Annotated in this window: 21 protein-coding genes; 14 read left to right on the forward strand and 7 right to left on the reverse strand. The window is 66.6% G+C overall.

The window, feature by feature from the left end:
• Nucleotides 1-10: 10 nt before the first annotated feature.
• From E0T84_RS07930 to E0T84_RS07945, 4 genes are read left to right on the forward strand one after another with little or no spacing between them, the layout of a single operon-like run.
• Complete coding sequence (locus E0T84_RS07930) at nt 11-682, forward strand: Mce protein (RefSeq protein ID WP_070944685.1); 672 nt, start codon at nt 11-13, stop codon at nt 680-682.
• On the forward strand, nt 679-1,485 hold the full coding sequence (locus E0T84_RS07935; protein WP_083339239.1) for a hypothetical protein: 807 nt from the start codon (nt 679-681) through the stop codon (nt 1,483-1,485). The genes E0T84_RS07930 and E0T84_RS07935 overlap by 4 nt, the downstream gene beginning before the upstream one ends.
• Nucleotides 1,482-2,393, forward strand: a complete 912-nt coding sequence (locus E0T84_RS07940) for an alpha/beta fold hydrolase (protein WP_070944686.1) — start codon at nt 1,482-1,484, stop codon at nt 2,391-2,393. Before E0T84_RS07935 ends, E0T84_RS07940 begins: the two co-directional genes overlap by 4 nt.
• 12 nt (nt 2,394-2,405) lie before the next feature.
• Nucleotides 2,406-3,653: a DUF1298 domain-containing protein gene (locus E0T84_RS07945; RefSeq protein WP_171054950.1), complete on the forward strand. Its 1,248-nt coding sequence runs from the start codon at nt 2,406-2,408 to the stop codon at nt 3,651-3,653.
• Here E0T84_RS07945 and E0T84_RS07950 read toward each other — a convergent pair.
• A complete protein-coding gene (locus E0T84_RS07950) occupies nt 3,617-4,252 on the reverse strand; it encodes a TetR/AcrR family transcriptional regulator (RefSeq protein WP_070944688.1) in 636 nt (211 codons plus the stop codon). The two genes, E0T84_RS07945 and E0T84_RS07950, sit on opposite strands and share 37 nt — an antisense overlap.
• A 24-nt stretch (nt 4,253-4,276) precedes the next feature.
• Between E0T84_RS07950 and E0T84_RS07955 the strand changes: the two genes are divergently transcribed.
• The 3 genes from E0T84_RS07955 to E0T84_RS07965 all read left to right on the forward strand — a co-directional run bounded on the left by E0T84_RS07955 (nt 4,277) and on the right by E0T84_RS07965 (nt 7,425).
• Nucleotides 4,277-5,041, forward strand: a complete 765-nt coding sequence (locus tag E0T84_RS07955) for an SDR family NAD(P)-dependent oxidoreductase (RefSeq protein WP_070944689.1) — start codon at nt 4,277-4,279, stop codon at nt 5,039-5,041.
• Nucleotides 5,042-5,063: 22 nt separating this feature from the next.
• Nucleotides 5,064-5,588, forward strand: coding sequence for a DoxX family protein (locus tag E0T84_RS07960; RefSeq protein ID WP_070944690.1), 525 nt, complete (start codon nt 5,064-5,066; stop codon nt 5,586-5,588).
• Nucleotides 5,589-5,691: 103 nt separating this feature from the next.
• The gene (locus tag E0T84_RS07965; RefSeq protein WP_070944691.1) at nt 5,692-7,425 is read left to right on the forward strand and encodes a DUF3556 domain-containing protein; all 1,734 of its coding nucleotides are present in this window, start codon (nt 5,692-5,694) and stop codon (nt 7,423-7,425) included.
• A gap of 21 nt (nt 7,426-7,446) precedes the next feature.
• On the opposite strand, the gene E0T84_RS07970 is transcribed toward E0T84_RS07965, so the two are convergent.
• Nucleotides 7,447-8,238, reverse strand: a complete 792-nt coding sequence (locus E0T84_RS07970; RefSeq protein WP_138744198.1) for a FadR/GntR family transcriptional regulator — start codon at nt 8,236-8,238, stop codon at nt 7,447-7,449.
• Nucleotides 8,239-8,440: 202 nt separating this feature from the next.
• Between E0T84_RS07970 and E0T84_RS07975 the strand changes: the two genes are divergently transcribed.
• From E0T84_RS07975 to E0T84_RS07985, 3 genes are read left to right on the forward strand one after another with little or no spacing between them, the layout of a single operon-like run.
• Nucleotides 8,441-9,589 (forward strand): thiolase family protein, encoded by a 1,149-nt coding sequence (locus E0T84_RS07975; protein WP_070944693.1) that lies wholly within the window; start codon nt 8,441-8,443, stop codon nt 9,587-9,589.
• On the forward strand, nt 9,586-10,383 hold the full coding sequence (locus E0T84_RS07980; protein ID WP_070944694.1) for a crotonase/enoyl-CoA hydratase family protein: 798 nt from the start codon (nt 9,586-9,588) through the stop codon (nt 10,381-10,383). The genes E0T84_RS07975 and E0T84_RS07980 overlap by 4 nt, the downstream gene beginning before the upstream one ends.
• A gap of 10 nt (nt 10,384-10,393) precedes the next feature.
• Nucleotides 10,394-11,536, forward strand: a complete 1,143-nt coding sequence (locus tag E0T84_RS07985) for an acyl-CoA dehydrogenase family protein (RefSeq protein WP_070944695.1) — start codon at nt 10,394-10,396, stop codon at nt 11,534-11,536.
• Nucleotides 11,537-11,651: 115 nt separating this feature from the next.
• On the opposite strand, the gene E0T84_RS07990 is transcribed toward E0T84_RS07985, so the two are convergent.
• The gene (locus E0T84_RS07990; protein ID WP_070944696.1) at nt 11,652-12,359 is read right to left on the reverse strand and encodes a fasciclin domain-containing protein; all 708 of its coding nucleotides are present in this window, start codon (nt 12,357-12,359) and stop codon (nt 11,652-11,654) included.
• 441 nt (nt 12,360-12,800) lie between these two features.
• On the opposite strand from E0T84_RS07990, the gene E0T84_RS08000 reads away from it, so the two are divergent.
• Entirely contained in the window at nt 12,801-13,322 is a 522-nt protein-coding gene (locus tag E0T84_RS08000; RefSeq protein WP_070944726.1) for a gamma carbonic anhydrase family protein, read from the forward strand.
• Between the two features lie 3 nt (nt 13,323-13,325).
• Here the strand turns inward: E0T84_RS08000 and tet(V) are convergent, their stop codons facing one another.
• Complete coding sequence (tet(V), locus tag E0T84_RS08005) at nt 13,326-14,606, reverse strand: tetracycline efflux MFS transporter Tet(V) (RefSeq protein WP_070945567.1); 1,281 nt, start codon at nt 14,604-14,606, stop codon at nt 13,326-13,328.
• Nucleotides 14,607-14,703: 97 nt separating this feature from the next.
• Nucleotides 14,704-15,507: an enoyl-CoA hydratase gene (locus E0T84_RS08010; RefSeq protein WP_070945558.1), complete on the reverse strand. Its 804-nt coding sequence runs from the start codon at nt 15,505-15,507 to the stop codon at nt 14,704-14,706.
• 134 nt (nt 15,508-15,641) lie between these two features.
• On the opposite strand from E0T84_RS08010, the gene E0T84_RS08015 reads away from it, so the two are divergent.
• The 3 genes from E0T84_RS08015 (at nt 15,642) to E0T84_RS08025 (ending at nt 18,596) form a co-directional block, all read left to right on the forward strand.
• A complete protein-coding gene (locus E0T84_RS08015; RefSeq protein ID WP_070945557.1) occupies nt 15,642-16,733 on the forward strand; it encodes a CaiB/BaiF CoA-transferase family protein in 1,092 nt (363 codons plus the stop codon).
• A 77-nt stretch (nt 16,734-16,810) separates the two neighbouring features.
• Nucleotides 16,811-17,566 carry a 3-hydroxyacyl-CoA dehydrogenase gene (locus tag E0T84_RS08020; RefSeq protein ID WP_070945566.1) on the forward strand — a complete coding sequence of 252 codons (756 nt, stop codon included), beginning with the start codon at nt 16,811-16,813 and terminating at the stop codon, nt 17,564-17,566.
• 16 nt (nt 17,567-17,582) lie between these two features.
• The gene (locus tag E0T84_RS08025; protein WP_070945556.1) at nt 17,583-18,596 is read left to right on the forward strand and encodes a nitronate monooxygenase family protein; all 1,014 of its coding nucleotides are present in this window, start codon (nt 17,583-17,585) and stop codon (nt 18,594-18,596) included.
• A 77-nt stretch (nt 18,597-18,673) separates the two neighbouring features.
• On the opposite strand, the gene E0T84_RS32565 is transcribed toward E0T84_RS08025, so the two are convergent.
• Together E0T84_RS32565 and E0T84_RS08035 are read right to left on the reverse strand one after the other, a co-directional pair.
• Nucleotides 18,674-18,805, reverse strand: a complete 132-nt coding sequence (locus E0T84_RS32565) for a hypothetical protein (protein ID WP_003882239.1) — start codon at nt 18,803-18,805, stop codon at nt 18,674-18,676.
• Nucleotides 18,806-18,947: 142 nt separating this feature from the next.
• Nucleotides 18,948-19,487 (reverse strand): DoxX family protein, encoded by a 540-nt coding sequence (locus E0T84_RS08035; protein WP_070188494.1) that lies wholly within the window; start codon nt 19,485-19,487, stop codon nt 18,948-18,950.
• Nucleotides 19,488-19,561: the final 74 nt, after the last annotated feature.

Consider the following 19,561-nt stretch of genomic DNA (forward strand, 5'->3'; position numbering starts at 1 on the left):
GAGCAGATGTATGGCAGACGACAGCGCCGACACCGAGCCGGTCGAGCCGACCGAGACCGAGGAGTCGAGCCAGTCCGCCCCCGAACCCGCAGTTCCGGAATCCGAGGCAGAAAACGAGTCGACCGAGGCCGTCGAACCGCAGGTTGAGGGCACCGAACCCGCGACGGAAGCTGACGACGCGGCACCCAAGCGGGGTGGTTTCCTGCGTTCTGCTTCCGCGGGCATCGTCGGAGGGGTGCTCGTCGTCGCGCTCCTGGCGTTGACCGGTTGGCTGGGTTACGGCTACTACCAGGTCCATCAGGAGCAGCAGCGACGTGCGATGTTCGTGGACACCGCGCGGCTGGGCGCGACGAACCTCACCAGTATCGATTGGGAGCACGCCGAAGACGACATCCAGCGAGTGCTCGACATCTCGACGGGACGGTTCTACGACGACTTCGAGCGGCGCTCGAAGTCGTTCCTGGAGGTGGTCAAGCAGATCAAGTCGAAGTCGACGGGAACGGTGACGTCATCGGGGCTGGAGTCCTACTCCGACGACAAGGCGAATGTCCTCGTGTCGGTGACCGTTCGGTCGACGAATGCGGGTGTGCCCGAACAGAAGCCCCAGGTGTGGCGAATGGTGGTGACGGTGCAGGACATCGAAGGTAAGGCAAAGGTGTCGAACGTGGAGTTCATCCAGTGAGCGGCCGGCACAAGATGCCGCCGGGCGGGCGTCGCAAGGCCGCGGCGGGTTCAGTCGAACCCGAGCAGGCAAGCTCTGAGCCGGAGGTTGCCGAAAACCAGAACGCCGCCGAGCCGGTAGAAGCCGCAGCAGCAGCGGAGGGCGACGTGGTGGCCGAGGACATGGCCGACGCGGCCGCCAGCGATGTCTCTGAGCCGGATGTCTCTGAGTCGGATGCTTCTGAGTCGGATGCCTCCGACATCGATACCGACACCGATACCGAGACAGGCGCCGGCACGGTCGAACCCAGCGACGAAGCCGACGAAGCTGAAGCCCCACGCACACGGTCACGGGTCAGCTTGCCGGTGGTGTTGGCCGCCATCGCGTTGGTGCTGGCGGTGACCTGCGGGGTTCTGCGGTGGCTGATCGTGGCGCAGGATCAAAGCGACACCGCCCGTGACGAATCGGTTCAGGCGGCCAAAGAGATCACTGCCCAGATGCTGTCGTATGAGACCGAGACGGTCGAGCAGCAGCTCGGCGCAGCCCGTGACCGGATGACGGGGGAGTTCCTCGGCAAATATTCGGTGATGATCAACGACGTGATCCCGGCGGCGCATGCTCAGCAGATCGCCGCGGTAGCCGACGTCTTGCGCGCAGGGGTGGTGAGCGCACAGCCTGACAGCGCCGAATTGGTGTTGTTCGTCGACCAGAGCGTCCAAGTCGGGCGGGAAATGCCGCAGAAGACCGTGTCTGTTGCGCGGGCCACCATGGTCAAGGTCGATGACCGCTGGCTGATGTCCAAGTACGAGCCGGTGCCGATGTGACCGAGCCACGCTGGATCGATGTCGCCACTCCCGCGGTGCAACTGCGGGCATTGGCGTGGGGGCCCGAAGATGGCCCGGTTGCGTTGTGCCTACACGGCTTTCCCGACACCGCCTATGGCTGGCGCAAAGTGGCGCCGGCTCTGGCGGGGGCCGGGTGGAAAGTGGTGGCGCCCTTCATGCGCGGGTACGTGCCCTCCTCGGTACCGACCGACGGCAGTTATCACGTCGGCGCCCTGATGGACGATGCGCTGCGATTGCTGCAAGCCGTCGGCCCGACCGGTCACGATGTCATCATCGGCCACGACTGGGGTGCGATGGCGGCCTCGGGAGTGGCTGCCCTGCAGGACAACCCGTTCAAGAAGGCCGTGATCATGTCGGTGCCGCCGATGGCATCGTTTCAGCCGTTGGGCCGGGTGCCCGATGCCCGGAAGCTGTTGGCCCAACTGCCGCGTCAGGCCTTGCGCAGCTGGTACATGATGTACTTCCAATTGCCCTGGCTGCCCGAGCGTTCCGCCTCCTGGGTGGTGCCTCGGCTGTGGAAGACGTGGTCACCGGGATACGACGCGGCCGAGGACGCCCGCCACGTCGACGCCGCGATCGGTGCGCCAGACCGGTGGCGCGCTGCGCTGGGCTACTACCGGGCCACCGTCCGCATGAGCAAGCCGCCGGCACAGTACGCCGAACTGCACAACCACTGGTTGCTGCCGCCGGTACTGCCGTCGCTGTACCTGCACGGTACCGATGATGGCTGTGCCGCACCGGATTACATCCGGTGGGTGCGCGAGGTGCTGCCGGCGGGAAGCGATGCCCACACCGTCGAATCCGCCGGTCACTTCCTACAACTCGATCAGCCCGACATGGTGGCGCAGCGCATCGTCGATTTCATCGGCAGCCCCGGGAGGGACTGACCGGTGCGCCGGATGGCCGCGATCGACGCTCAGAACTGGTGGATGTCGGCCAAACTACCCAACGATCAGTTCCTGCTGTACGGATTCGACGGTGTGCCCGACGATCCGGGGGCTGCGGTGTCCGGGATCCTTCAGCGCGCGCGGCGTTGTGCGGATCTGGCCATGTGTATCCGCGACGACTGCCGGCCGACGTATCCGGCCTGGGTGCCGCGGGCGGTGGAGAGCGACCAGTTCGTCAGACGCGACGACGAACTGCAGTGGAACGAATGCCTGGACATCGTCGCGAAGCTGGCCGAGGACCAGCTCGACGCCACCATCGCGACCTGGCGCCTGCACGTGTTCTCCTGTGTCCACGGTGTTCCCGGTGCCAGCGCCGCTGCCGGCACCGTCGCGGTGCTGCAGATCTCTCATGCGCTCGCCGACGGCACCCGCGCCTCGGCGCTGGCCGCCTGGTTGTTCGGCCGCTCCGAGGAGATCCCGCCCGTGCCATCGCAACGCTTCGCGGCCGCGCGCCTGCCCTGGCGTGCCGTGGCGGCTTCGCGGACCCACCGGGAGTTGATGCGCGACACCGAATTGGGCACGGTACCGCCTCAGGCCCCGTCGCGGCCCGTGCTGCGCAGCAATGCCGAGCCGGCCGGGGACCGATGGGTGCGCACCATCGTTCGCCGCCGCGCGCAGCTTCCGGGCCCGACCGTGACAGTCGGAGTGCTGGCCGCCATTTCCTCGGCACTGGCCGATCACCTACGCCAGTACGGCGACGACACGGCTGCCCTCGGAGCCGAGGTGCCGATGGCCAAGCCGGGGGTACGGCTGGCGCACAACCACTTCGGCAACGTCGGTATCGGGCTGTACCCGGAACTGGCGGTACCCGAACGCATCACGCGTATCGAGGCGGACTTCGCCGACCGGCGCAGGCGGGCGGCGCACCCCGCGATGGTCGCATCCAGCCGGGCATTCGCTGCCACTCCGGCACCGCTGTTGCGTTGGGGTGTAGCACAATTCGATCCCACGGTGCGGGCACCGATGGTTACCGGCAACACCGTGGTGTCCAGCGTCAACCGGGGTGCGGCAGACCTGCGATTCGGCACCGCCCCGGTGGCGGTCACGGCCGGCTACCCGTCGCTGTCGCCGATGATGGGGCTCACTCACGGGGTGCACGGCATCGGTGACGTCGTCGCGGTGAGCGTCCATGCGGCGCAGTCGGCGCTCGGCGATATCGACGCCTATCTCGCCCGGCTGGATGCGGCGCTGGGCGGCTGACCGCGGCGCAGCATCGCGATCCCGACATCCAAGGCGGACTCCAGGTAACTGAGGTCGCCGGAGGCCAGCATGACACTGACCCCGCCCTGGATGCCGGCCAGGAGCGCCGCGCCCACGCGGTCGGCATCCAGATCGGCGGCCATCTTGCCCTGCGCCTGCATATGGCGGATGCCGTCGGAGATCTCGTCATGCCATTGCCTCAGCAAGGCTTTGGTGACCGCCTGGGCGCCCGGAGTGCTCCGCCCGATCTCCGACATCAGCAGGCTCAGCGGGCAGCTCTGCCCTTGGCGTCGGTACCGATCCACCACGGCGTCGCGCCAGCGCTGCCAAGCCGCCCATGAGGTCAGCTCGCCCAGGTAGGGCTGTTGATCTTCCAGCACCATCTGGGCCTCGCGTTCGGCCACGGCCAGCAGCAGTTGGTCCTTGCCGTCGGGGAAGTAGTGGAACAGCTGGCTCTTGGAGGTCTGGGTGTGGGCGCGGATGTCGTCGAGCGTGGTGGCAGCCACGCCGTTGCTCCGGATCACCGTGGTCGCGCCCTCGATGATGCGGCGCCGGGTGGCCTCGCCCTTCGCGGTCAGTTTCTGGACTTGCAGGTCCATTTTCAGCGGCCTATACCTGGACTCATGAGTCCAAATTTTACGCGGCTGCAGGGCCGCACCGCACTTGTCACGGGATCGACCGGCGGTCTCGGTGTCGCCATCGCCAAGGCGCTGGCGGCCCAGGGCGCCTTCGTCATCGTCAGTGGTCGCAACAAGGAACGCGGTGATGTCGTCGTCGCCGAAATCCGCACCGCCGGTGGCAGAGCCGAGTTCGTCGCCGCCGACCTCGGCGCCGGAGGCGACGAAGTACAGCGCCTGGCGCGAGAAGCCACGACAGCCGCCGGTGGACGGATCGACATCCTGGTCAACAACGCGGGAGTGTGGGGGATGCCGCAACCCACCGGCGAGGTTTCCGAGCAGGCGCTGCTGGAGTCGTATCAGACAAACGTCATCGCCCCGTTCCTGTTGACGGGAGCTCTTGTGCCCGCGATGGCTGAGCGTGGGCACGGCGCGGTGGTCAACGTCGGTTCGATCACCGGGCTGATCGGCGGAGACCGCTCCGCGCTGTACTCGTCGACCAAGGCGGCCGTGCACTCGCTGACAAAGTCGTGGGCGGTCGAGTACGGCCCACGCGGGGTGCGGGTGAACGCAGTGGCTCCCGGGCCGATCGCCACGGAACGAGCCGCCGACGTGGCCGACGAAGTCGGACCAGTGCTGGCCCGGATCCCGTCCCGGCGGATGAGCACCCCGGAGGAGGTCGCCGCGGCGGTGGTGTTCCTGGCCGGTGAAGACGCCGGAAACATCCACGGGGCGATCCTCAGTGTGGATGGGGGCTGGGCGGCGGCTTAACAGATGTCCTACATTCTGTTACATGGCTTCCTCTGCTTACGACACTGCGATCCTGCTCCTTCGCGTGGTGCTCGGCCTGACCATGGCCGCTCACGGCTACAACAAGTTCTTCGGTGGGGGACGGATCCCCGGCACTGCGGGGTGGTTCGACAGCATCGGCATGAAGCCGGGCCTGTTCCACGCCCGGGTCGCGGCCAGCACCGAGATCGCCGCCGGTCTCGGCCTGGCCCTGGGCTTGCTCACCCCGGTGCCCGCCGCCGGCTTCGTGGCGCTGATGCTGGTGGCGGCCTGGACTGTGCACCGGGCCAACGGCTTCTTCATCGTCAAGGAAGGTTGGGAGTACAACCTCATCCTGGCCGCGGCCGCGGTCGCGATCGCCGGCCTGGGGGCCGGACGCTACAGCCTTGACCACCTGCTGTTCTCCAACTGCGGTTTCTACGATCTGCTGCACGGCTGGTACGGGCTGGCGATCGCGGTGGGACTGGGCCTGGCAGGTGGCATCGGCCAGTTGGCGATCTTCTACCGCCCGCCGGCGAAGACGGGCTAGTCTCCCCGCGAGCAGACGCATATGTCCCGTTGCCCCGGCGTGTCGGGTACATATGCGTCTGTTCGTGTGAGGTCCGACTAGAACACGTTCTAGTCTGTCGGGCATGGGCTTTCTCAAACAGGAATCTCCGGAGATCGACTTCGAGCAGTGGAGCAAGGGCACCCGCGCCGAGAAGATCCAGCCGATGGCCCGGCACTGGGCGGAGGTGGGGTTCGGTACCCCGGTTGCGCTGCACTTGTTCTACGTCGTCAAGATCCTGGCCTACGTCCTGGGCGCGTGGCTGATCGCGCTGACCACTGCAGGTGTCGACGGATTTACCAACGTCGCCTCCTGGTACGCAGAGCCGATCGTCTATCAGAAGGTCGTGTTCTACACGATGCTGTTCGAGGTCATCGGCCTCGGCTGCGGCTTCGGCCCCCTCAACAACCGGTTCTTCCCGCCGATGGGCTCGATCCTGTACTGGTTGCGGCCCAAGACCATTCGGCTGCCACCCTGGCCGAACCGGGTGCCGCTGACGAGGGGGGACAACCGCTCGCTCGTCGACGTCGCGCTCTACGGAGCGCTGTTGGTGATGCTGGTGGTGGCACTGGCCTCGCAGGGCACCGGCCCCATCCCGGCGCTCGGCAGCGAAATCGGTGTACTGCCGGTGTGGCAGACTGCCGCGATCGTCGGTCTGCTCGCCGTCGCGGGCCTGCGCGACAAGGTGATCTTCCTGGCCGCGCGCGGCGAGGTGTACGGCTCGTTGGCGGTCTGCTTCCTGTTCAGCGGCGCCGACATCATCATCGCGGCCAAGCTGATCTGCCTGACGATCTGGATCGGTGCGGCGGCCTCGAAACTCACCAAACACTTCCCGTTCGTCATCTCGACGATGATGAGCAACAACCCGGTGTTCCGGCCACGCTGGATCAAACGAAAGTTCTTCGAGCATTTCCCCGATGACCTCCGCCCTGGTCGTCCGTCACGCTTCGTGGCGCATTTCTCCACGGCCATCGAGGGTTTGGTGCCGCTGGTGCTGTTCTTCTCACATGGCGGTTGGCCGACGGCGATTGCCGCATTTGTCATGCTGGTATTCCACTTCGGCATCCTGAGCTCCATCCCGATGGGCGTGCCGCTGGAGTGGAACGTCTTCATGATGTTCTCCGTGGCGGCGCTGTTCGTCGGGCAGGCCGGGATCGGTCTGACCGATCTCACCAGCCCTTGGCCGATCGTGTTGTTCGCGGTGGTCGCGGGCACCGTGGTGCTGGGAAACCTGTTCCCGCGCAAGATCTCGTTCCTGCCCGGCATGCGCTACTACGCCGGGAACTGGGACACCTCGCTGTGGTGCGTCAAACCGTCGGCGGCGGAAAAGATCGAGAAGGGCATCGTCGCGATCGCCAGCATGCCGGCCGCCCAGATGGAGCGGTACTACGGCAGCCCCGAGGTTGCCCAGATGTACCTGTACATGGGATACGCGTTCCGCGGCTTCAACTCTCACGGCCGGGCGTTGTTCACCCTGGCGCACCGGGCGATGGCGGGCCAGAACGAGGACGACTATGTGCTGACCGACGGGGAGCGCATCGTGTCCACGGCGATCGGCTGGAACTTCGGCGACGGGCACATGAGCAACGAGCAGCTCGTGGCCGCCCTGCAGAAGCGATGCCACTTCGAGCCGGGGGAGGTGCGGATCGTCATGCTCGACGCTCAGCCGATCCAGCGTCAGACCCAGCAGTACCGGCTCGTCGACGCGGCGACCGGCGAGTTCGAGCGGGGATACGTCAATGTTGCCGACATGGTGACGCGCCAGCCCTGGGACGACGAACTGCCGGTCCATGTCCAGCGAGATGCCGCCACCACCTGAGCCGACGCGCAGGTGGTCCGACTAGCGCATGACGTCGCGGACCTTGACGCTCTCGATGTCCTGCAGCATCAGGACCCGTGCGGTGTCCAGATGTTTGCGCCAGTGCGCTTCGGCGGCGTCGCCGTCGCCGGAGCGGATGATCGTGATCAGCTTGCGGTAGGACCGCATCAGCTTGTCGAAGTCGGTCTTGGACACCGGGCGCCGCTCTTTGAACAGGAAGGCGTGGTGGCGCACCGTGATCTCGTGCAGCATGCCGGCGATGATGCCCAAGGTGGCGTTGCCGGACAGCTCGACCACTCGGCGGTGGAAATCGCCGGTGGTTTCGGCCAGCCGGTCCGACTGGTGGTCGGTCGGGATGTGCTCGTCGAGCATGCGTTCCAATTCGGCGAACGCCGCCTCGTCGCCTTTCTCGGCCAGTAGGCGTGCCGCCATTGGCTCGATCGCGGCACGGCCGACCAAGAGATCGGCGATATCGGCGCCCGACAGTTCCAGCAGCAGGCCGGCCGGCCGGGCGACGATTTCAGGGCCGGGCACCCGGACGCGGGCGCCGGTACGGGAGCCGCGTCGCACCTCGACCAGCCGCTCGGATTCCAGTACCCGGACGGCCTCGCGCAGTGTCGGCCTGCTGACCCCGAAATGCTCCATGAGCTCGGCTTCGTTGGGCAGGAAGTCGCCCTCTTTGAGCTGGCCGTCGACGACCATGCGCCGCAACGTGCCCGCGACCAGCTCGGCCGTCTTCGGGGAACGGACCGGTGCCTGCGGTGCTATCGCGTCAGGGCCGATCATCGGCGCCAGTGGTGTGGTTCGAGCCACCAGACACTCCCAGTTAGGACAACGTTGTACTGGCCGGATGGCCAGCTATACAACTCAGTAAACCATCTGTTCCTCGCCGAAACGGAACATCGGCATCTACCAACCAGTAGGTTGACCTAGTAAACCTACTGAGTTATTTTCACCTCGAGCGCCCCGTTGAGCTCCATTGGGGTCGCGTCACCCACCCTTCAAAGGAGAAGTCATGGCTGAAGCCGTCATCGTCGAGGCCGTCCGGTCACCTGTCGGGAAGCGCAACGGCGCCCTCTCAGGTGTGCACCCGTCGGAGCTGTCGGCCCAGGTGCTCAACGGCCTCGTGCAGCGCGCCGGGATCGACCCCGCCCTCGTCGACGACGTCATCTGGGGCTGCGTCATGCAGGCAGGTGAGCAGGCACTCGACATCGCGCGCACCGCGGTGCTGACCGCGGGCTGGCCCGAGACCGTTCCCGGTGTCACCGTCGATCGTCAGTGCGGGTCCAGTCAGCAGTCTCTGCACTTCGCCGTCGCCGGTGTGGTCGCCGGGCACTACGACGTCGTCGTCGCCGGTGGTGTCGAGTCGATGTCGCGCACCCCGATGGGCTCCTCGCTGGCCAACGGCGGGCACCCGTACCCGGAGGCCTTCCGCGAGCGGTACAACGGCCAGAACCCCAACCAGGGTGTCGGTGCCGAGATGATCGCCGAGCAGTGGGGTCTCTCGCGGACCCAGCTCGACGAGTTCTCCCTGCGGTCGCACGAGAAGGCCGCGGCTGCACAGGATTCCGGTGCGTTCAAGGATCAGATCGTCGGAATCAAAGACCAAGACGGCAACATCGTGCTGGAAGACGGCGGCATCCGCCGTGGCGGCACCGTCGAGTCCATGGCCGCCATCAAGCCGGCCTTCAAGGAAGACGGTGTGATCCACGCCGGTAACTCCAGCCAGATCTCCGACGGGTCGGCCGCACTGCTGATCATGTCTGCCGAGAAGGCAAAAGACCTGGGGCTCAAGCCGCTTGCCAAGGTGCACACCGCGGTGCTCGCCGGTGCCGACCCCGTCATCATGCTGACCGCGCCGATCCCGGCCACCCAGAAGGCGCTGGCCAAATCCGGCCTGAGTGTCGACCAGATCGGCGTATTCGAGGTCAACGAGGCCTTCGCCCCGGTGCCGATGGCCTGGCTCAAGGACATCGGTGCCGACGAGAGCCGCCTCAACCCCAACGGCGGCGCGATCGCCCTGGGCCACCCGCTCGGCGGCTCCGGTGCCCGCATCCTGACCACCCTGCTGTACCACATGCGGGACAACAACATTCAGTACGGGCTGCAGACCATGTGTGAGGGTGGCGGCCAGGCCAACGCGACCATCCTGGAGCTCCTGTGACCGACGAAGGCGCCCTCGGCGCGATTGCCGAAAAGCGCGGCAATGTCCTGCTGATCACGATCAACCGGCCCGAGGCGCGCAATGCGATCAATGCCTCGGTCAGCATCGCCGTCGGCGACGCCCTGGAGCAGGCCCAGAACGATCCCGAGATCCGGGCCGTCGTGCTCACCGGGTCCGGCGACAAGTCGTTCTGCGCCGGCGCCGACCTCAAGGCGATCTCGCGGGGCGAGAACCTCTTTCACCCCGAGCACCCGGAATACGGATTCGCCGGCTATGTCAGCCATTTCATCGACAAGCCGACGATCGCCGCCGTCAACGGCACCGCCCTGGGCGGCGGCACCGAGCTGGCGCTGGCCAGCGACCTGATCGTGGCCGAAGAGAACGCGAAATTCGGTCTGCCCGAGGTGAAGCGGGGCTTGATCGCCGGTGCCGGTGGCGTGTTCCGCATCGCCGAGCAGCTGCCCCGCAAGGTGGCCAACGAGCTGCTGTTCACCGGTGAGCCGATGACGTCCGCCGATGCGTTGCGCTGGGGACTGATCAACCAGGTCGTGCCCGACGGCACCGTTGTCGACGCCGCGCTCAAGCTGGCCGAGCGGATCACCGGCAACGCGCCGCTGGCCGTGCAGGCCTCCAAGCGCGTCGCCTACGGCGTCGACGAGGGCGTCGTCACCGGTGACAAGGACGGCTGGAAGCGCACCAACCGCGAGTTCAGCACTCTGCTGCAGACCGAGGACGCCAAGGAAGGGCCGCTGGCCTTCGCCCAGAAGCGTGAGCCGGTATGGAAGGCCAAGTAGGAGAAGGCATATGAAGCGACAGATCTACACCGCGGAGCACGAAGCTTTCCGTGAGACGGTCAAGGAGTACATCGAGCGTGAGCTCGTGCCCAATGCCGAGAAGTGGGAGACCGAGCGCATCGTCGACCGGTCGGCGTACACGGCCGCCGGCAAGTACGGCCTCATCGGGTTCAACATGCCGGAGGAATTCGGCGGCGGCGGTACGGATGACTTCCGCTTCAACGCCATCATCGACGAGGAGATCGCCAAGGCCGGTGTGCACGGCCCGGCGCTGAGCCTGCACAACGACGTCGTCGGCCCGTACTTCAAGGAGCTGGCCAACGACGAGCAGAAGCAGCGCTGGATGCCCGGCATCGCCAACGGCGAACTGATCATCGCCATCGCGATGACCGAGCCGGGTGCGGGCAGTGACCTGGCAGGCATCCGGACATCCGCGGTGCGCGACGGTGACGACTGGATCATCAACGGCTCCAAGACCTTCATCTCCTCGGGCATCAACTGCGACCTGTGCGTCGTGGTCGCTCGCACCGACCCCGATGCCGGCCACAAGGGCTTCACGCTGTTCGTGGTCGAGCGGGGCATGGAGGGCTTCACCCGTGGCCGCAAGCTCGACAAGATGGGCCTGCACAGCCAGGACACCTCGGAGCTGAACTTCGAGAACGTGCGGGTGCCCAATGCCAACCTGCTGGGCAAGGAAGGTCGTGGTTTCTACCACCTGATGACCAACCTGCCTTCGGAGCGGCTCGGGATCGCGATCTCGGCGATCTACGGTGCACGCGCGGTCTTCCAGGAGACGCTGCAATACGCCAAGGACCGCAAGGCATTTGGTCAGCCGATCGGCAGCTTCCAGCACAACCGGTTCCTGCTCGCCGAGATGGAGACCGAGCTGGAGGTCACCGAGAACTACCTCGACCGCTGCCTGCAGGGTGTGGTCGACGGTGAGCTGACCGCGGTCGAGGCGGCGAAGGCCAAGTGGTGGGCCACCGAGGTCGCCAAGAAGGTCGTCGACCAGTGCGTGCAGCTGCACGGCGGCTACGGCTACATGATGGAGTACCGCGTTGCACGTGCCTACGTGGACGGACGGATCCAGACGATCTTCGGTGGCACCACCGAGATCATGAAGGAGATCATCGGCCGCGAGCTCGGCGTGTAATCACGCCGACCAGACGCGAATGTCCCCGACACTTCGGCGTGTCGGGGACATTCGCGTCTGCTGGCGGCCCCACTCGCTTGCGGGGGGACTGCCGGCGCAGAGAAGCGGGAGAAAGTCAGCCGATCGGCGCGTCGGCGGCCGGGGTCTCCGGCTCCGGGGCCTTGGTGGTGGTCGTGCTGTTGGTGCCGGTGATCGTCGGCACCAGCGCCTCGGGCGGGTTGTTGGGATCGAGCACGGTGTCGATCAGGTAGATGCGGGCGTTCTGCGCCTGGATGGGGCCGCATACCAGCTTGGCGGTGTCGTTGACCTTGATGTCGCCACCCTTGCCGGTCACCTTGACCTCGGCGCCCTGCTGGGTGGGCCGCTGGCCCTTGACGTCATCGGGGCCGAGCAGGCCCAGGAACGCGTGGTAGTAGTCGAAGCTGGTGAGCGCGGCCGGATCACCCTTGAGCGCGTCGAGCTGGCCGGGCTCCATGGCGGCGAACGCGTCATTGGTGGGCGCGAAGATGACGTACGGGCCGTTGTCGAGCACCGGCACGACGTTGACGTCCGGGTTCATCCCGCCCGACAGTGCGGCGTTGAACGTGCTGATGTCGGGGATGCTGGCCAGCACCTTGCCCGCCGGCAGCTCGGCGAGGTTCTTCCAATCCGGCATGGCCTTCTTGAAGTTGTCGCAGCCCGAGCCCTGCGGATCGGGGATCTCCACCACCGGGGCGGTGGTCGTCGGCGCCGGGTCGGCCGAGGCGGTGACCGCCAGGGGCAGCGACGCAGTGATGGCGGCGACGGCCGCAGCAACGCCCAGTGTCTTGGTGCGAGTCTTCATTGGTGGGTTATTCCTCCCGCTCATGCCTAGCCTGTATTCGTCGGCTGCCGGTGCCGCGTTACGCGGTCGTCCGCGCGACTGTGGCGAGCGAACCGCGAGCATCACCGGCGCGGCGTTCCCCGCGGCGCCGCATCGGATGGTAGGGGCTACGAAGTGGTTACGGCAAAGCCGACCTGGTCGATTGAGTCGTTGCGGCTAGTTTACCTGGGCTTTTTCGGATGCTGATGCACAGCGCGGCGGCGACGGAACACCGCACGGCGGCCACCCCCGAAGGCCACCTCGTGACTGCCCTGCAGGTCCCGCAGCCAACTGGCGCCGGCCGGCGCAGTCACCGCCGGTCACTGTCGACGAGGACGACGGTGCGAGCCGCGGCATAACAGTCAGCAAGCCAGCAGATGCCACCCGAGTGGGCGGGCCGGCGGGCTGTCTACGATGACCGGCATGTCTGAGCCGCTGATCGTGTCCGTCGCCGGTCACACCCCGCAGATCGACCAGGATGCCTGGGTCGCGCCCAATGCCAGTGTGATCGGCCAGGTTTCGCTGGCGGCCGGGACCAGCGTCTGGTACGGCGCCACGCTGCGCGCCGAGGTCGAACCCATCGAGGTCGGTGCGGGCAGCAACATCCAGGACGGGGTGACCGTCCACGTCGACCCCGGCTTCCCGTGCCGGATCGCCACCGGGGTGACGGTGGGCCACAACGTCGTACTGCATGGCTGCACCGTCGAGCAGGACAGCCTGGTCGGGATGGGCGCGGTGGTACTCAACGGCGCGGTGATCGGGGCCGGCTCGCTGGTGGCTGCCGGTGCGGTGGTGCCGCAGGGCATGGTGGTGCCGCCGCGCTCGCTGGTGGCCGGTGTACCCGCCAAGGTGCGCCGCGAGCTCAGCGATGACGAGGTCGGCCACAACCAGCTGAACGCGGCGGCCTACACACATCTGACCGGGCTGCACCGCGACGCGGAGTAGCCGCTAGCGCAGTGGATGCGCGAGCTCGTCGCGCGGCATCCTGGCCGCCGTCATGGCCACGGCGGCCAGGGCCGCGGGCAGTAGTCCGGCCACCAGGAAGATGGACTCCATCGAGACCACCTTCGACAGCGGCCCGACGATCGCGAACGACAGCGGCATGAACGCCAGCGACACGAAGAAGTCCAGGCTCGACACCCGGCCCAGCATTTCCGTCGGCACCCGGCGTTGCAGCAGCGTTCCCCAGATCACCATGCCGGCCCCGTCGGTGACGCCGATACAGAACGTGGCCAGCGCCATCAACGGGAACGACGACGTGACGCCGACGACCACCAGCGGCACCGATCCCAACCCCCACATCAGCATCATCGTGGTCAGGTAGCGCCGCGGCATCCGGCGCGAGGACACCGTCAATGCCCCCAGGGCGCTGCCGAATCCGAAGAAAGCCAAGATGAATCCGTAGGCCCGGGCGCCGTCGGCGAACCGGTCCTGGGCGATGAACGGCAGCAGTACCTCGATCGGCCCGAGGACGACGAGCACGAACATGCTGGCGAACAACAGTGTCCACAGCAGCCACGGGGTGCGCACCATGAACGCGAAACCCTCACGCAGATCGCGCAATACGTGCGGGCGTTCGTTGTCCTCCTGCGCCGCAACCAAATCCGCCGTCGGGCGGGTGGCAATCAGCAAGACCAGGCCGGCGCCGAACAACGCCGCCACCACGACCGCGCCGAGCGACGGGAAGGTCGCGGCGATCACCATGCCGGCCACCGCCGGTCCCACCGAGCGCTGGAACACCGGGCGCACCACGCCCTCGACACCGTTGGCCGCCAACAGTTGTTCGGCCGGCAGGATGCGCGGCAGCAGCGCGCTGTAGGCCGGGAAGAAGAACGCTGCGGCGATACCGAGAATGCCTGCGGCGACGGCCAAATGCCAGATCTTGAGCAAGTCGAACAGGCCCAGCACCGCGACCGTGGAGACGGTCACCAGATTGACGGTCTCCACCGCGATGATGATTGTGCGCTGGTTGATCCGGTCGGCGGTGATCCCGCCGACGAGAACGAACGCCACCAGGCCGACACCCATGCAGGTGGCCACCAGCGACAGCGACGCAGGATCGTTGTCGATCGCGATGACCTGCAACGCCATCACCACCGACCACATGCCCTCGGCGAAGATCGACACCGTGACCGCGGCGATCAGCAAGCGGTACTCGCGGATGCGGAACGGGGCGAGCACACGCCAGCCACCGGTCTGATCGACCGGTGGCTGGATGTCGTGTTGCATGCTCACAACACTTGATGGTGCCCACCTGGAGTGGGTTGCGTCCAACGATTTTTCGGGCGCGAACAGGGCTCGCGAGGCAGGTAGGTGGGGCTACCGCTTACTGCTGGGTGAACTCCGGGCGCCGGTTCTGCTGGAAGGCCTTGGTGCCTTCGCGGAAATCGTCGGACACCAGCAGCTGCAGCTGGCCCTTGCGCTCGCGGGCAAACGCCCCTTCGAGCTCGGTCAGGGTGGCTGCGTTGACGGCCTGCTTGGTCTCCCGCAGTGCCACCGCCGGACCCGAGCGCAGCTTGGCGACGATCTTGTCCACGGCGGCATCGAACTCGTCGGCCGGGTACACCGCGCTGATCAGGCCCCAGTCGAAGGCCTCGGTGGCGGTGAGGCGATCGGCCAGCAGCGCCAGGCGCATGGCCCGGATCCGGCCGATGTTCGCCGCGACGAGCGCCGACGCACCGCCGTCGGGCATCAACCCGATCTTGGTGAAGGCCAACAGGAAGAAGGCCGCCTCGGAGGCCAGCACGACGTCGCACGCCAGTGCCAGGGACACGCCGACGCCGGCGGCCGGCCCCTGCACGACGGCCACGACCGGCTTGGGCAGCGCCACGATGGAGGCGACGGCCCGGTTGGCGGCATCGAGGACGCCTTCGGCGTCGTGGGTCTCGGCGTTCTGGTCTTCCTCGCTGATTCCCGCGCCCGAGCTGAATCCGCGGCCCGCGCCGCCCAGCCGGACCACCCGCACCTCGGGGTCGGTGGCGGCCAATTCCATGGCGCCGGCGATCGCGACGAGCATGCCCTGGGTCAGCGAGTTCAGGCTGTCGGGCCGGTTCAGGGTCACCGACAGCACACCGCCCTCGAGGGTCACGGATACGTCTTTGACGTCGGGGTATTCGCGGGTCACGGTCATCTATGCACCTTAAGTCTGGCGGGCCCGTGGCCCGCTGCGGGCGGGGCCGGCTATGGCCATACCGGTCGAGAAGGTTATACAAGTAAGCTATGTCACCGGTCAACCAAGGCCTAACAGGCGAAGGGCGGAAGAGCATGGCAGGACCACTGCAGGGTTTGCGCGTTGTCGAGTTGGCCGGTATCGGCCCGGGCCCGCACGCGGCGATGATTCTCGGCGATCTGGGCGCCGACGTCGTGCGGGTCGAACGGCCGGGCCGCAGCGGGGGAGTGCCCGCCGGTGATCGGGATTCGATGCTGCGCAATCGCCGCTCGGTGGCGGCGGACCTCAAGAGCGACGAAGGTCGCGAGCTGGTCCTGAGCCTGATCGCCAAGGCCGACGTGCTGATCGAGGGCTATCGGCCCGGCGTCACCGAGCGTCTGGGCCTGGGGCCCGACGACTGTGCCAAGGTCAACGACCGCCTGATCTACGCCCGGATGACGGGCTGGGGCCAGGAAGGTCCGCGGGCCCTGCAGGCCGGCCACGACATCAACTACATCTCGCTCAACGGCCTGCTGCACGCTGTCGGCCGCAAGGGTGAGCGCCCGGTCCCGCCGCTGAACCTGGCCGGTGACTTCGGTGGCGGCTCGATGTTCCTTCTCGTCGGCATCCTCTCGGCGCTGTTCGAGCGGCAGGCCTCGGGCAAGGGACAGGTGATCGATGCGGCCATGGTCGACGGTTCGTCCGTGCTGATGCAGATGATGTGGGGCTTCCGGGCCAACGGCATGTGGTCCGACGAGCGCGGCACGAACATGCTCGACACCGGTGCGCCCTACTACGACACCTACGAGACCGCCGACGGCAAGTACATGGCGATCGGTGCGATCGAGCCGCAGTTCTACGCCGAGTTGCTCAAGGGGCTGGGCCTGGAGGGTGCCGACCTGCCGGCGCAGAACGACATGGCGCGCTGGCCCGAGCTGCGTGAGGCCTTCACCAAGGCATTCGCCGCTCACGACCGCGATCACTGGGCCAAGGTGTTCGCCGGTACCGATGCGTGCGCGACGCCGGTGCTTTCGTTCGCCGAGGTGCTCACCGAGCCGCACATCGCCGAGCGCGACACGTTCTTCGACGACGAGGGCAACCTGCAGCCGATGCCGGCCCCGCGGTTCTCACGCAGCACTCTCGCGGTGCCGACGCCGCCGCGCGAACGTGGCGCCGACACCGAAGCCGTTCTGCGGGACTGGGTTTAGTTCACCGTTTAGTTCAACCACTGTTTGGTTCGACCGAAGGGGTCGGCGTTGAAGCCGGCCGGAAAGGAATGCGGTACATGGAGATCAAGGACGCGGTAGCCGTCGTCACCGGCGGTGCTTCCGGTCTGGGCCTGGCCACCACGAAGCGACTGCTGGACGCAGGTGCGCAGGTGGTCGTCATCGACCTCAAGGGCGAAGAGGTGGTGGCCGAGCTGGGTGATCGGGCCAAGTTCGTCGCCACCGACGTCACCGACGAGGCCGGCGTGACCGAGGCGCTCGACGTCGCCGAATCGCTTGGCCCGGTGCGCATCAACGTCAACTGTGCAGGCATCGGCAATGCAATCAAGACCCTGAGCCGCAACGGAGCGTTCCCGCTCGACGGGTTCCGCAAGGTGGTCGAGGTCAACCTGATCGGCACCTTCAACGTGATCCGGTTGAGCGCCGAGCGCATCGCCAAGACGGAGCCCCTGAAGAACGAAGAGCGCGGCGTCATCATCAACACCGCCTCGGTGGCGGCGTTCGACGGCCAGATCGGCCAGGCCGCCTACTCGGCGTCAAAGGGCGGTGTGGTCGGCATGACCCTGCCGATCGCGCGCGACCTTTCGCGTGAGCTGATCCGCGTGTGCACCATTGCGCCGGGGCTGTTCAAGACCCCGCTGCTGGGCTCGCTGCCCGAGGAGGCGCAGAAGTCGCTGGGCCAGCAGGTTCCGCACCCGGCCCGGCTGGGTGATCCCGACGAGTACGGCGCCCTGGCCGTGCACATCATCGAAAACCCGATGCTCAACGGCGAGGTGATCCGCCTCGACGGTGCTATCCGCATGGCTCCCCGGTAACCAGGAAGGCGAACATATGGCATTGAAGACGAAGTTCACCGAGACGTTCGGGGTCGAGCACCCCATCGTGCAGGGTGGTATGCAGTGGGTCGGCCGTGCCGAACTCGTTGCGGCCGTGGCGAATGCGGGTGCGTTGGGTTTCATCACCGCGCTCACCCAGCCCACCCCGGCGGATCTGGCCCGCGAGATCGAGCGGTGTCGTGAGCTCACCGACAAGCCGTTCGGGGTGAACCTGACGATTCTGCCGACGATCAACCCGCCGCCGTATGACGAGTACCGCCAGGTGATCGTCGACTCCGGCATCAAGATCGTGGAGACCGCGGGTTCGAACCCGGCGCCGCACCTGCCGATGTTCCATGACAACGGCATCAGGGTGCTGCACAAGTGCACTTCGGTGCGCCACGCCGTCAAGGCGCAGAGCCTGGGTGTGGACGGCATCAGCATCGACGGGTTCGAGTGCGCCGGTCATCCGGGTGAGGATGACATCCCGGGCCTGGTGCTCATCCCGGCCGCCTCGGCCAAGATCGAGATCCCGATGATCGCCTCGGGTGGTTTCGCCGACGCGCGTGGTCTGGTGGCTGCGCTGGCGCTGGGGGCTGACGGCATCAACATGGGTTCGCGGTTCATGTGCACCGCGGAATCGGCGATCCATCAGAAGGTCAAGGAAGCCATCGTGGCGGGCACCGAGCTCGACACCGAGCTGATCTTCCGCAGCCTGGGTAACACCGCCCGCGTCGCGAGCAACACGGTTTCGCGTGAAGTGGTGCAGATCCTCAAAGACGGCGGCCAGTTCGAGGACGTCAAGGATCTGGTGGCCGGCAAACGTGGCGTGAAGGTGTATGAGATCGGTGATCTCGACGCCGGCATCTGGTCGGTTGGAACCTCGATGGGTCTCATCAACGACATCCCCACCTGCGGCGAACTCGTCTCACGGATGGTGTCGGAGGCCGAGGAGCTGATCAGTGGGCGCCTGGCGAACATGATCGGTGCGGGCGAAGCCGAACCGGAGAAAGAAGCAGTCCTCGCCTGAAGCGAGGACTGTGGCCCCGAAGGGCTGGCTACGGCAAACTCAAGATGGGAAACGCGCGCCGCGAGGCGCGCGTTTTCTCATACTGCGGTAGGCAGTTCTTGGAAGTCGTCAAACTGCTCGGAGGTTTCACCCTCGACGAGGACATCGCCGTGGTAGAGGGCCTCGAAGTCAACCTTGATGACATCGGCACTGGTGTCGTCGATCCACATGACACTGAGCGTATGGGTCACCATTAAGGAATCTTTGAGTCACGGTTCGGAAAATGGTGGCAATCCTACTTTTGGGTAGGTTTCTGGCGAGTAGCCCAAAGCTGGAAATCGGCGGCGGCTACCGGCGCCAACAGGACGGGGTTCAGGCGACGGGTTTTGTGACGTGGATGGGGTTGGACCCGTTGAGCGCGATCCAGGTCACCACGGCGACGGCGAATCCGAGCACCACCAATCCGACCGCGCCCCTGGCCGAGACGCGGGAGCGGCCGAAAACCCGCTCATCGACGGAGAACGCGCCGGCGCCGGTGAACAACAACGCCGCGGCGGCGAATGCGGCCAGGAACGGCACGTTGAACGGCTGGGACCAGAAGGCGTCGGCCGACACGTTCACCGCCCAGGCGTCGACCATCGCGCCGATCACCGCGCATGCGGCCAGTGGCGTGAGAACGCCCAACAGCAGCCCTATCCCGCCGAGGGTTTCGGCCGCGGTCACCATGAACGCGCCGAACGCGGGTAGCCGCCAGCCGCTGGATTCCATGAATCCCACGGCGGCATCGAAGTCGAAAGCCTTGATCAGACCCGCTTGCAACATGGTTGCGCCGGTAGCGATGCGCAGGATGAGAAGTCCGGTGTCGGTCAGGCGGCTGGTCGTCGCGGTGCCGGCATCGATGGTGTTTGTCATGCCTTATTAGACGCACGATCGAGCCGAAATTCATCGCCTGTCGGCCGCTGATGAACCTTGGGGTGCCGATCGCC

The organism is Mycobacterium sp. DBP42 (assembly GCF_005924235.1).
Taxonomy (GTDB): domain Bacteria; phylum Actinomycetota; class Actinomycetes; order Mycobacteriales; family Mycobacteriaceae; genus Mycobacterium; species Mycobacterium syngnathidarum.

Coding starts and splice junctions, on each gene's coding strand:
- E0T84_RS08000 (WP_070944726.1), top strand. CDS start 12,801: ATGTCTGAGCCGCTGATCGTGTCCGTCGCCGGTCACACCCCGCAGATC.
- E0T84_RS07955 (WP_070944689.1), top strand. CDS start 4,277: ATGAGTCCAAATTTTACGCGGCTGCAGGGCCGCACCGCACTTGTCACG.
- E0T84_RS08025 (WP_070945556.1), top strand. CDS start 17,583: ATGGCATTGAAGACGAAGTTCACCGAGACGTTCGGGGTCGAGCACCCC.
- E0T84_RS07960 (WP_070944690.1), top strand. CDS start 5,064: ATGGCTTCCTCTGCTTACGACACTGCGATCCTGCTCCTTCGCGTGGTG.
- E0T84_RS07945 (WP_171054950.1), top strand. CDS start 2,406: ATGGCCGCGATCGACGCTCAGAACTGGTGGATGTCGGCCAAACTACCC.
- E0T84_RS08020 (WP_070945566.1), top strand. CDS start 16,811: ATGGAGATCAAGGACGCGGTAGCCGTCGTCACCGGCGGTGCTTCCGGT.
- E0T84_RS07990 (WP_070944696.1), bottom strand. CDS start 12,359: ATGAAGACTCGCACCAAGACACTGGGCGTTGCTGCGGCCGTCGCCGCC.
- E0T84_RS07965 (WP_070944691.1), top strand. CDS start 5,692: ATGGGCTTTCTCAAACAGGAATCTCCGGAGATCGACTTCGAGCAGTGG.
- E0T84_RS07975 (WP_070944693.1), top strand. CDS start 8,441: ATGGCTGAAGCCGTCATCGTCGAGGCCGTCCGGTCACCTGTCGGGAAG.
- E0T84_RS07950 (WP_070944688.1), bottom strand. CDS start 4,252: ATGGACCTGCAAGTCCAGAAACTGACCGCGAAGGGCGAGGCCACCCGG.
- E0T84_RS07930 (WP_070944685.1), top strand. CDS start 11: ATGGCAGACGACAGCGCCGACACCGAGCCGGTCGAGCCGACCGAGACC.
- E0T84_RS32565 (WP_003882239.1), bottom strand. CDS start 18,805: ATGTGGATCGACGACACCAGTGCCGATGTCATCAAGGTTGACTTCGAG.
- E0T84_RS08010 (WP_070945558.1), bottom strand. CDS start 15,507: ATGACCGTGACCCGCGAATACCCCGACGTCAAAGACGTATCCGTGACC.
- E0T84_RS08015 (WP_070945557.1), top strand. CDS start 15,642: ATGGCAGGACCACTGCAGGGTTTGCGCGTTGTCGAGTTGGCCGGTATC.
- E0T84_RS08035 (WP_070188494.1), bottom strand. CDS start 19,487: ATGACAAACACCATCGATGCCGGCACCGCGACGACCAGCCGCCTGACC.
- E0T84_RS07985 (WP_070944695.1), top strand. CDS start 10,394: ATGAAGCGACAGATCTACACCGCGGAGCACGAAGCTTTCCGTGAGACG.